Source organism: Actinomadura spongiicola, from assembly GCF_003432485.1.
GTDB classification, from domain to species: domain Bacteria; phylum Actinomycetota; class Actinomycetes; order Streptosporangiales; family Streptosporangiaceae; genus Spirillospora; species Spirillospora spongiicola.
On record NZ_QVNQ01000022.1, the window covers coordinates 1 to 10,793 of the forward strand.

Here is a 10,793-nt window from a genome sequence, read left to right on the forward strand (position 1 = left end):
GCGTTCGGTGGTTTTGGCGAAGGGGAAACACCCGGTCCCATTCCGAACCCGGAAGTTAAGCTCTTCAGCGCCGATGGTACTGCATGGGAGACTGTGTGGGAGAGTAGGACACCGCCGGACATTTCTTGGGGGAGGCCCCGCCGTTTATCGGCGGGGCCTTTCTCATTTCCGTGGGGCGGCATTGTTGCTCAGAAGTCGGATCGCCTTCGTCTCCCGCCACGCGAGCCGTCACCCCGCTACATCACCGCCCTAAGAGCAGCAGGGATCGAAGCGACGTTCAATCCCGCCGACGCCAGTGACCGAGAGGCATTGCTTCACGTCCTGGATCGTCTACTACGGTCCGGCCGGCCCCCACCCACGCCCCGCAGCGATCAGCTTCACGGACGTCGCGCCGTCACGGACGCGATGAGCTGGGTTATCCGGCGATCGACATGGAGGCCGGCTCACATCGGCGAGCCCTGATGCGGCTCGTTCAGCGAGGCGAGGGTGGTTCGCCGCGAGGGTGGACGAGAGCGTTGTCGAAGGCGAAGACGACCGCCTGGATCCGGTCCCGCAGGTCGAGCTTGGCCAGGACACGCTTCACATGCGTCTTGGTCGTCGCCTCACTGATGTAGAGGCGGGCGGAGATCTCGGCGTTCGACAGGCCGCGTCCCATCAGCAGCAGGACCTCGCGTTCACGGTCGGTGAGGCGGTCCAGACGGCGCCGCGTATCGGTGTCCGGTGGCGCGGGCGAGGTGCGCGCGAACTCGACCAGCAGCCGCCGGGTCACCGACGGGCCGAGCAGGCCCTCCCCGGAGGCGATGGTCCGCACGGCGTCGATCAGCGTCTCCGGTGGGGTGCGTTTCAGCAGGAAACCGCTGGCTCCCGCGCGCACGGCCGCGAAGACGTACTCGTCCAATTCGAACGTGGTCAGTACCAGGACCCGGGACGCGTGCTGCCGGGCGGTGATCTCCGCGGTGGCGGCGACACCGTCCATGATCGGCATTCGCACGTCCATCAGCACCACGTGGGGTGCGAGCGCGACGGCGCTCTGGACGGCCTGCGCGCCGTCCGACGCCTCCCCGACAACGGTGATGTCGGGCTGGGTTTGCAGTATGACGCGCAGCCCGGCACGCATCAGTTCCTCGTCGTCGGCGAGCAGGACCCGGATCATGCGACGGCCCGCGCGGTGCTGGGGACGGTGGCCTCGACCCGCCAGCCGCCGTCCGGGGCGGGTCCCGCGCGCAGCGTCCCGCCGAGCCGGGTGGCGCGTTCCCGCATCCCGTCGATCCCGCGGCCGGACGGGCGCGGCGGGCCGGGAGCGGCGGCGCCGTCGTCGGAAACCGTGACCCGCATCTCGTCACCGGTGTGCGCCACGACGATCCAGACGGTCCCGGCGCGGGCGTGCCGGACGACGTTGGTGAGCGCCTCCTGGACGATCCGGTGCAGCGTCCGGGTGACCGGCCCCGGGATTGTGGGCAGCCCACCGTCGATGACCAGTTCGGTGCGCAGTCCGGGCGGAAGACCGGCGACCAGGCCGCGTAGCTCGGCCGCCAGGTCGGGCGGGTCCGTGGTGTCCGTGCCGTCCAGCAGGCCGAGGACGCGGTCGAGGTCGCCGAGGGCCGCACGCCCGACCTCCTCGATGCAGCCCAGCGATCGGCGCACGTCCGGACGCTCGTCGCCGAGGGTCAGCCGGGCCGCTCCGGCGTGGGTGACCATGACGGTGACGGCGTGCCCGACGGCGTCGTGCAGTTCGCGGGACATCCGGTCGCGCTCGTCGGCGAGCGCGCGCCGCCGGACGGCCGCGGCGCGTTCGGCCTCGTGCGCCCGCAGCGCGGTGTCCGCCTCCCAGCGGGACCGGGCCGTGTCCCCGGCGAGCAGCGCACCACCGTGCAGAAACGCGCCGAGCACGACGGTCTCGGTGTTCACGGTGGCGAGCCCGGCGAGCGCCACCGCGACCGGGACGGCCGCGACGGCCAGGGCGCGCGGGCGCGGCCGGGTCTGCGCGACCATCGTCAGGGCCAGCGCGGACGCCGCCGACAGATTGGTGAGCGGATGACCGGCGACGGCCATCGCGGCGGTCGCCGTCGCCGCCGCGCCCAGCGCCGTCGCCGGGGCGAACCGGCGCCCGGCGATCGCGGCGAACCACACCACGGCGGCGACCCGCGCGACGACCGGTCCGTGGAACGGCGACGCGGTGACATCGGAGTCGCCGATGGTGATGGTCGCCGACACGTACGCGACGAGCACGTCCAGCGCGACCCAGGACCAGCGGCGTCCGGCGGTCCTGTCAGCGGACCACGGTCGGCGCGGGACGGTGCTCGACGGCATGGTGGTCAGCGTACGGAACGTCCCTGACGTGCGTGATCGCCCGGCGGGAGGAGAAGCCGTACCCCTCCGGGAGGACGAACCGCGTCCCGCCCGAGGGACGACCGCGGCCCGTCGCCGTTCCTAGCGTCGCGGCATGACATCGACACCGACCTTCATGACCGCGTCGCTTCCGCGCCGGTTCGGCGGCGGCGCCCTGCTGTGCGTGGGCGCGCTGCTCGCCCCGTTCGCGGCGATCGTCGCGTTCCTGCTCGCCGCCGCAGCCGACGTACCGCTCACCGGGTGCTCGGTGGCCGCGCTCGCTGCCGCCGCCGCCGTCTCCGGAGGCGTCGCCTACCTCGGCGGATGGCTCGCCCGCCTGCGCCGTCGCGGGGTCGTCGCGATCGCCGTCGCCGCGGTGATGACCGTGGTCACGACGGTCGCGGGCGCCCTGCTGGTGTTCCGCCCGCTCGGCATCGACCCCACGCCCCTGCCCGCCCAGGACACCCGGTACTGGCAGCTCTCGACCGGGTCGCGCATCGCCTACACGTTCACGCCGGGGCAGGGGCGGCGGCGTCCGGATCCCGTCGTCCGGCTGCACGGCGGCCCCGGCACCCCCGGCGCCGGGCCGGACGACCTGGACCGCGCGCTCTCCGCCCTCGGCTTCGACGTCTACACCTACGACCAGCTCGGGTCCGGCAGATCGCAGCGGCTGACCGACCCCACCGGGTACACCGTCGTCCGGCAGGTCGCCGACCTGGAGGCGATCCGGGCGCGGATCGGCGCGAACCGGTTGATCCTGGCGGGCAGCTCGTGGGGCGCGACGCTCGCCGCCGCCTATCTCGCCGCGCACCCGGGGCGCGTGTCGCACACCGTCCTCACCTCGCCAGGCGCGCTGTGGCCGAAGGAGTGGGAGGAGTCCGGCGAGGGCGAGATCTGGGACCGGCTCACCCCCGCCCAGCGCAAGAGCATGGACGAACTGGAGAACCGTCCCCAGCTCGTCGCCTGGTCGTTCCTCATGGCCGTGAACCCGCGCGCCGCGCACGACCTGCTGCCCGACCGGGACGTCGACGCGCTCTTCGACAAGCTGCTCGCATCGGTCGGGTCGGCCGCGACCTGCCATCCGGACCGCCCGCTGAACGAGGCCGCGTCGCGGTCGGGCTTCTACTCCAACCAGATGACGGCCGAGGACGCGCTGAAGGTCCCCGACCCGCGGCCCGCACTGCGCCGCATCAACGTGCCGACCCTGATCCTGCGCGGCCAGTGCGAATACAAGAACTGGGAGATCGCCCGCGAGTACCGCGACGTGATTCCCGGCGCGAAGCTCGTCCAGGTCCCGGACGCCGGGCACGTCATCGACGCCGAGCAGCCGGAACTGTACCGCTCGACGGTCACCGCGTTCCTCACCGGACGTCCGCTGCCGCTGAAGCCCCACACCGGGCAGGCGCCTCCCACGCCCGCCGCGCGCCGCTGACCGTCGCCGGGGAGGTAGTCAATCGTCGCGAAGGGCTTCACCGGGCGCATCTCCGCGCCTGATGACATAGGGCGCGACGATCCCTGGCATGGGAAAAGGACGCGGCGCCCGCGAAGGGTGAGCTGGCACCGTCCATCTCACCAAGGTGTACGGGACGGGTGACATGGCGGTGCGGGCTCTCAACGACGTCAACGTGGTGTTTCCGGACGTCCGGTTCGCCGCGATCACGGGGCCGTCGGGGCCGGGAAATCCACGCTGATGCACCGCGTGGCGGCTCTTGAGGAGGCGACGTCTGGCCAGTTCTTCGTCGGCGACCAGGAACTCGGCGCTGTCGAACCCGAGCCTCACCCGGGCACGCCGTTTCGCCGAAAGACATGTTCCTCATTGCCTGGTCTGTGGCGTTCCTGGGCATTGACCATCAGGTGCGTAGATCATGGGAAGATGGCGCGACTCCGTGACATCGTGTTCGACTGCGCTCACCCCGCGGCCACAGCCCGCTTCTGGGCCGCCGCTCTGGACGGCTATGCCGTCGCACCGTATGACGACGAGGAACTGGCCCGGCTGCGGTCCCTGGGAATCACCAGTATTGAGGACGATCCGACTGTGCTCGTTGAGTCGACAGAGGGAGGACCCCGTCTGTGGTTCCAGCTCGTGCCAGAGGCCAAGAGCGTGAAGAACCGCGTCCACTTGGACCTGCTTGCTTTTGAGCAGGAGGCAGAGATTCAACGCCTGACCGCTCTCGGCGCGACCGTTCAGGCTCGGCACCCGGACAACGTCGTCCTGGCTGATCCCGAAGGCAACGAGTTCTGCCTGTCCCTACGATCTGTTCCGTGACGTTCGACCCAGCACTTCTCCAACAGGATCTAGCGATCCTCTGGGACCGGGTCTTTCGCGTTACCGGAGTTGGCCGGCGGTCGAAGATGATCTGACTCGATGCGCCGCGGCGTTCGCGCTCGCGTCTCCCACGTAAGGGTCTCGACCATCCTGTGCGACTGGTGCCGCGAACGCGGCGGTGTCCCTTACGCACCGTGCGGCATTGCCCTCATGCGCGACTGTCCACGACGGTGTGACCGGGGCATAGGAATGTCAGAGGCTTGCTCTATCGCTGATCAGAGCCTTTTGCTGCTACGGGACAGGCTTAAGACGGGTGGTCGTGCTCTTCCAGGGTTTGAAGGAGGGAATCCACGGCGGGCAGTTCGTTTTCGCTGAAGACGTGGATGCCCGCACGTTCGAGGAGCGCCGTGGTGACGCCGTCGCCGGGGACGGGTGTGCCGCTGAACGTGCCGTCGTAGATTCTCTGGCTGCCGCAGGACGGGCTGCCTTCCTTGAGGAGGGCGACGCGGGCGCCGGTACGGCGGGCCGCGTCGAGGGCCTGCCGGGCGCCGTGGAGGAACTCCGCGGTCACGTCCACGCCCGTGTTCGTAAGGATCCGGGCGGTTCCGTCGAGGACGGCGTGACCGTCCCCGCCGACGATCTCGGCCGGTGGGCGCGGGACGCTCAGTCCTCCGGACACCTCCGGGCAGAACGGGAGGAGGCGTCCCTCCGCGCGCCAGCGTTCGAGGAGGTCGGCGTCGAGGGGCTTGGCCGCTCCGTCGTAGCGGACGGGTCGCCCCACGAGGCAGGAGCTGACCAGGATCCGTTCCACGTCCACCAGCCTATGTGCGCCGATCGTGAGCCCGTTTCGTTCGGTCGCTGATGCGGTTACGGCAGTTGTGCCGCGTGGGCTGAGGCGGACACCCGGACAGGCGAGACGGCCGTGGGTGCGCGCGAGGTCACGGTCGTGCAGAGGCGCGGGGCGGCGTTCGCGCGGTGAATTCTCGGTGAGCCCGCCGATGGTGATACCCGCGTTGTCGGTCGCCAGGTCGAGGTGTCCGTGCCGGACGTGTGTTCGGGCGGTGGCTTTGACGGCGCGGTGTACCGCCGTTGGCGTACGTGGGGGTGGGGCGGTGCTTCGTGGGGAGCAGGCGGGGTGCCTCTTCTGACCCGACGACGGGCGGTGATGCGTGACGCGACGATCCGGGGCATGGGAAACGCAGCAGAGGCAAGGCGAACGATCAACGAGAATTCGGGCGCGGTCACCGAGGGAGGGGGCGCGCGCACGGTCAACCTCACCAAGGTGTACGGGTCCGGTGACATGGCGGTGCGCGCGCTCGACGATGTCAGCGTCGTGCTTCCGGCCGGGCGCTTCACGGCGATCATGGGTCCGTCCGGTGCGGGGAAGTCCACGCTGATGCACTGCGTGGCGGGGCTGGAGGACGCGACGTCCGGGAAGGTCTACGTCGGCGACCAGGAGCTCGGCGCCCTGTCGGACCGGCGGCTGACGAAGCTGCGGCGTGAGCGGATCGGGTTCGTGTTCCAGGCGTTCAACCTGCTGCCCACGCTGACCGCGCGGGACAACATCGTCCTGCCGATGACCCTCGCGGGGACGAGTCCCGACGCGGAGTGGCTGAACACGGTCGTGCGCGTCCTGAAACTGGGGGAGCGGTTGTCGCACCGGCCGTCGGAGATGTCGGGCGGGCAGCAGCAGCGGGTCGCGTTGGCGCGTGCGCTCGTCACCCGGCCGCAGATCATCTTCGCGGACGAGCCCACCGGCAACCTCGACTCCCGCACCGGTGGTGAGGTGCTGAACCTGCTCCGCAACGCCGTGGACGACCTGGGTCAGACCGTCGCGATGGTCACCCACGACCCGGTCGCGGCGGGCCACGCCGACTCGGTGGTGTTCCTCGCCGACGGGCGGATCGTCGACGTCATGGACGCGCCCACGCCCGACCGGGTGCTGGACCGGATGCGCGGGCTGGGGGACCCCCGATGATGCCGCTCGTCTTCAAGGAACTCTGGGGACGCAAACGCCGGATGGTCGGCTCCCTGCTGGCGGTTTTCCTCGGCGTGACGTTCCTGACGGGAACGCTCGTCCTAGGTGACACCCTCGCGGGGAGTATCGACGGGTACTACTCCAAGGCGTTCGGACAGACGGACGTCAGTGTCCGTAACTCGACGAGCGTCAGTGACGAGCCGTGGGGGTCGCGTGGTCAGATCGACGCGTCCGTCCTCGACCAGGTGCGTCGGGTGGACGGCGTCGCCAACGCCGAACCCGTCATCGAGGGGTCTGGGCAGTTGCTCGCCAAGGACGGCACGATCGTCGAGTCACGTGGCCCGCGCCGGGCCGGGAACTGGCTGACCGACCCGAAGCTCAACCCGTACCGGCTCGCGGAGGGGCGTGCGCCCCGCGCGCCGAACGAGGTCGTCGTCAACCGGCTGTTCGCCGACGAGGGCAAGCTGAAGGTCGGCGACCGGACGGCGGTGCTCACGCCGGAGAAGGTCCCGGTGACCGTCGTCGGAATCAGCATGTTCGGCGACGAGAAGGCGTTCGGTGAGACGTCGTTCACGGCGTTCAGTCTGGAAGGTGCCCGCAAGTACGTCGCGAAGGCGTCCGACCGCATCACCGGCGTGTCCGTTCGAGCGGAGGACGGCGTCAGCCAGGACGCACTCGCGGCCCGCATCAAGCCCGTCCTGCCCGCCGGGACGGAGGCCATCACGAACGAGGCGCAGGTCGACGAGGGCATGTCCAAGATCGAGTCCGGGTTCCTGCAGATCTTCCGGACGGTCCTCGGCGCGTTCGGCGGGGTGGCGCTGCTGGTCGCCGCGTTCAGCATCCACAACACGTTCGCGATCACGATGGCGCAGCGGACCCGAGAGTCGGCGCTGCTGCGCGCCCTCGGCGCCGGCCGTCGCCAGGTCATGACGATCGTCGGGTTCGAGGCGCTGATCATCGGCGCCGCCGCCACGCTCGCCGGGCTGGGCGGTGGGCTCGGGTTCGCGCAGCTGCTGCGGTGGCTGTTCATGGAGTTCCGGATCGGGATCGCCATGGAGGGCCTGACCGTCTCCACCACCTCGCTCATGATCGCGGTGCCGGTCGGGTTGCTGGTGACGCTGGTCGCGGCGCTCGGGCCCGCGGTGAAGGCGTCCCGGGTGGCGCCGTTGGCCGCGCTGCGCGAGGTCGCCGCCGAGGCGGCCCGGCCGACCGCCACCCGCGTCGTCGTCGGCGCCGTGCTCGGCACCGTCGCCGCGGGGACCGTCCTGTTCGGCGCGGTCACCGAGCAACCGGCGATGGCGGGTGCGGGCGCGGTCCTGTGCGTCGTCGCGATGGTCGCGCTCGGCCCGGTCGCGGCGCGTCCCGTCGCCGCCCTCATCGGCGGGCCCGCGGCGCGGACTCGCGGCGTGTCCGGGACGCTGGCGCGCGACAACGCGTCCCGCAGCCCGAAACGCACCGCCGGGGCCGCGACCGCCCTGATGATCGGCGTCGGGGTCGTCACGTTGATGACGGTGTTCATCGGGTCGCTCGGCGCGTCGCTGGAGAACAGCGTCGCCGAATCGTTCAAGGGACCGCTCGTCGTCAACGCCGGCAACAACGCGACCGGCGGGTTCGGCACGGGCCTCGCCCGCGACGCGGCGAAACTGCCGCAGGTCGAACGGGTCGCGGGAGCCGGTACCGGCAGCCTGCGGGTGGACGGCGACGCGTCGACCGTGAGCGTCGCCGACCCGTCCGCCCTCGGCCGCGTCCTCGACCTGGACGTCACCCAGGGGACGATGGCGGACGCGGGCACGTTCGCCGTCTCCGCGAGCGTCGCCGACGACAAGAATTGGCGTGTCGGCTCGCAGGTCCCCGTGACGTTCGCCGACGGCACGTCGCAGCGGCTCACCATCGGCGCCGTCTACGACAACACCGACATGACGGGCGACTACCTCGTCCCGCGGACGGTGTGGGACGCGCACAACCGGCAGCCGCTCGACACGCGGGCGTTCGTCGACCTCAGGGACGGCGCGTCCGTCGCCGACGCGCGACGGGCTCTCACCGCGCTCGCCGAACCGTACGGGGCGCCGGACGTGCAGACCAAGGACGAGTTCGTCACCGCGCAGACCGAGGAGGCGCAGGGTTTCATCACCGTCGTCTACGGGATGCTGATCCTCGCCATCGTCATCGCGCTGCTCGGCATCGCCAACACGCTGTCGCTGGCCGTCCACGAACGGACCCGGGAACTCGGACTGCTGCGCGCGGTCGGCGCGACCCGCCCGCAGATACGGTCCATGGTCCGCTGGGAAGCGGTGATCGTCGCCCTGTTCGGCACGGGCGGCGGGATCGGGCTCGGCCTGTTCCTCGGCTGGGGCCTCGGCGGCGCGCTCGGCAACCCGTTCGCGCCACCCGTCGTCACCCTCGTGGTGGTCGCGCTGGTCGGCGCGGTGGCGGGGGCGCTCGCCGCGATCCGTCCGGCCCGGCGCGCGGCACGGCTGGCGATACTGTCCGCGATCTCCGCGCCGTGACGGAGTTTCCCGTCCCCTCGCCGCCGCGGACCGGCGCGGGGACGGGACGCGCCGCTATGGTGTTGTCCATGCAGGTCAACCAGTCGGGCAAGCTCACCAGCGTCTGTTACGACATCCGCGGTCCGGTCCTCAAGCGCGCCAAGCAGCTGGAGGCCGAGGGCAACAACATCCTCAAACTGCACATCGGCAACCCGGCCCCGTTCGGGTTCGAGGCCCCGCCCGAGCTCCTCCACGACATGATCCGCAACCTGCCGGAGGCGCACGGCTACAGCGACTCCAAGGGCATCCTGCCCGCCCGCCGCGCCATCGTGCAGCGCCTGGAGGACGACGGCGTCACCGGCGTCGACGTCGAGGACGTCTACCTCGGCAACGGCGTCTCCGAACTGATCGTCATGACGTTGCAGGCCTTGCTGAACGACGGCGACGAGGTGCTGATCCCGGCGCCCGACTACCCGCTGTGGACGGCCGCGGTGTCACTCTGCGGGGGGACGCCCGTCCACTACCTGTGCGACGAGTCCGCCGACTGGGCACCCGGCCTCGACGACATCGAGGCGAAGATCGGTGACCGGACGCGGGCGCTGGTGCTGATCAACCCGAACAATCCGACCGGCGCCGTCTACCCGCGCGAGGTGCTGACCGGCATCGTCGAACTCGCCCGCCGCCACAACCTGATCGTCTTCGCGGACGAGATCTACGACCGGATCCTCTACGACGACGCCGAGCACATCCCGATCGCGTCCCTGGCCCCCGACCTGCTGTGCCTGACGTTCGGCGGGCTGTCGAAGAACTACCGCGTCGCCGGATTCCGCGCCGGATGGGTCGCGCTGTCCGGGCCGAAGGAGCACGCCGAGTCCTACATCGAGGGCCTCGACATCCTCGCGAACATGCGGCTCTGCCCGAACGTCCCCGGCCAGCACGCCATCCAGGCGGCGCTCGGCGGCCACCAGAGCATCGACGACCTCGTCCTGCCGACCGGCCGGCTCGGCGAGCAACGCGACCGCGCCTGGAAACTCCTGAACGACCTGCCGGGCGTCTCGTGCGTCCGTCCCCGGGGAGCGCTGTACGTGTTCCCGCGGCTCGACCCCGAGATGTACCCGATCGAGGACGACATGCGTTTCGCCCTCGACCTGTTGGAACAGCAGAAGCTCCTCGTCGTGCAGGGCACCGGGTTCAATTGGCCCGCCACCGACCATTTCCGTGTCGTCACCCTCCAGTACGCCGACGACCTCGAAGACGCCATCGGCCGCATCGGGGATTTCCTCCGCACCTACCGCCGCTGACCAACGGGCCGGGCTCTGCTTCGACGTGGCCTCAGCCCCACCCACGAACGCGTGCCCGCCCGCCACAGCAACGCCGCAGGCAAGCAAAACCAGCCAATCGCGAAGCGATGCCGCGCCTGCCCAGGCCCGATCACGCAGCAAGCGCCAGGCGAGGGGAGTGCGCCGTTCCTGCATTGAACACAGCGGCCCTAGCCCGCACCGAACGCGTGACCCGCCCGGTGCAGCGACGCCGGAGGCGAGCGGAGCCGGGTGGATCGCGAAGCGATGTCGCGTTCGCCCAGGAACGGTCACGTAGCGAGCCGCTAGGTGTACTGCCCATGGACGTTGGTGACGGCGACACGGGGTGGATGATCTTGAAATAGGGAGGACCTCCTGGCGTGGTGTGGAGCTACCACACAGCCACTCCACGCCCCGGAGGTCCTTGTGCCCCACCG

Annotated in this window: 8 protein-coding genes and 1 rRNA gene; 6 read left to right on the forward strand and 3 right to left on the reverse strand. The window is 70.6% G+C overall.

The window, feature by feature from the left end; genetic code table 11:
* Positions 1-3: 3 nt before the first annotated feature.
* Positions 4-120, forward strand: a 5S ribosomal RNA gene (gene rrf / locus D0T12_RS34565).
* 352 nt (positions 121-472) lie between these two features.
* Here rrf and D0T12_RS34570 read toward each other — a convergent pair.
* On the reverse strand, positions 473-1,153 hold the full coding sequence (locus tag D0T12_RS34570) for a response regulator transcription factor (protein WP_117405296.1): 681 nt from the start codon (positions 1,151-1,153) through the stop codon (positions 473-475).
* Positions 1,150-2,310 (reverse strand): sensor histidine kinase, encoded by a 1,161-nt coding sequence (locus tag D0T12_RS34575; RefSeq protein WP_117405298.1) that lies wholly within the window; start codon positions 2,308-2,310, stop codon positions 1,150-1,152. The genes D0T12_RS34570 and D0T12_RS34575 overlap by 4 nt, the downstream gene beginning before the upstream one ends.
* 133 nt (positions 2,311-2,443) lie before the next feature.
* Here D0T12_RS34575 and D0T12_RS34580 point away from each other — a divergent pair, with 133 nt between their 5' ends.
* Positions 2,444-3,760: an alpha/beta fold hydrolase gene (locus tag D0T12_RS34580; protein WP_117405300.1), complete on the forward strand. Its 1,317-nt coding sequence runs from the start codon at positions 2,444-2,446 to the stop codon at positions 3,758-3,760.
* A gap of 441 nt (positions 3,761-4,201) precedes the next feature.
* Entirely contained in the window at positions 4,202-4,594 is a 393-nt protein-coding gene (locus D0T12_RS34585; RefSeq protein WP_117405302.1) for a VOC family protein, read from the forward strand.
* Positions 4,595-4,898: 304 nt separating this feature from the next.
* Here the strand turns inward: D0T12_RS34585 and D0T12_RS34590 are convergent, their stop codons facing one another.
* Positions 4,899-5,405, reverse strand: a complete 507-nt coding sequence (locus tag D0T12_RS34590) for a DUF523 domain-containing protein (RefSeq protein ID WP_117405306.1) — start codon at positions 5,403-5,405, stop codon at positions 4,899-4,901.
* Between the two features lie 378 nt (positions 5,406-5,783).
* Between D0T12_RS34590 and D0T12_RS34595 the strand changes: the two genes are divergently transcribed.
* From D0T12_RS34595 to D0T12_RS34605, 3 genes are all read left to right on the forward strand, one after another.
* Positions 5,784-6,572: an ABC transporter ATP-binding protein gene (locus D0T12_RS34595; protein ID WP_117405308.1), complete on the forward strand. Its 789-nt coding sequence runs from the start codon at positions 5,784-5,786 to the stop codon at positions 6,570-6,572.
* Positions 6,569-9,079: an ABC transporter permease gene (locus D0T12_RS34600; protein ID WP_117405304.1), complete on the forward strand. Its 2,511-nt coding sequence runs from the start codon at positions 6,569-6,571 to the stop codon at positions 9,077-9,079. Before D0T12_RS34595 ends, D0T12_RS34600 begins: the two co-directional genes overlap by 4 nt.
* A gap of 68 nt (positions 9,080-9,147) precedes the next feature.
* The gene (locus D0T12_RS34605; protein ID WP_117405310.1) at positions 9,148-10,359 is read left to right on the forward strand and encodes a pyridoxal phosphate-dependent aminotransferase; all 1,212 of its coding nucleotides are present in this window, start codon (positions 9,148-9,150) and stop codon (positions 10,357-10,359) included.
* Positions 10,360-10,793: the final 434 nt, after the last annotated feature.

Bases quoted from the DNA above. Each gene is read 5' to 3' on its own strand.
- D0T12_RS34570 (WP_117405296.1), bottom strand. From the start codon at position 1,153: ATGATCCGGGTCCTGCTCGCCGACGACGAGGAACTGATGCGTGCCGGG.
- D0T12_RS34575 (WP_117405298.1), bottom strand. From the start codon at position 2,310: ATGCCGTCGAGCACCGTCCCGCGCCGACCGTGGTCCGCTGACAGGACC.
- D0T12_RS34580 (WP_117405300.1), top strand. From the start codon at position 2,444: ATGACATCGACACCGACCTTCATGACCGCGTCGCTTCCGCGCCGGTTC.
- D0T12_RS34585 (WP_117405302.1), top strand. From the start codon at position 4,202: ATGGCGCGACTCCGTGACATCGTGTTCGACTGCGCTCACCCCGCGGCC.
- D0T12_RS34595 (WP_117405308.1), top strand. From the start codon at position 5,784: ATGGGAAACGCAGCAGAGGCAAGGCGAACGATCAACGAGAATTCGGGC.
- D0T12_RS34600 (WP_117405304.1), top strand. From the start codon at position 6,569: ATGATGCCGCTCGTCTTCAAGGAACTCTGGGGACGCAAACGCCGGATG.
- D0T12_RS34605 (WP_117405310.1), top strand. From the start codon at position 9,148: ATGCAGGTCAACCAGTCGGGCAAGCTCACCAGCGTCTGTTACGACATC.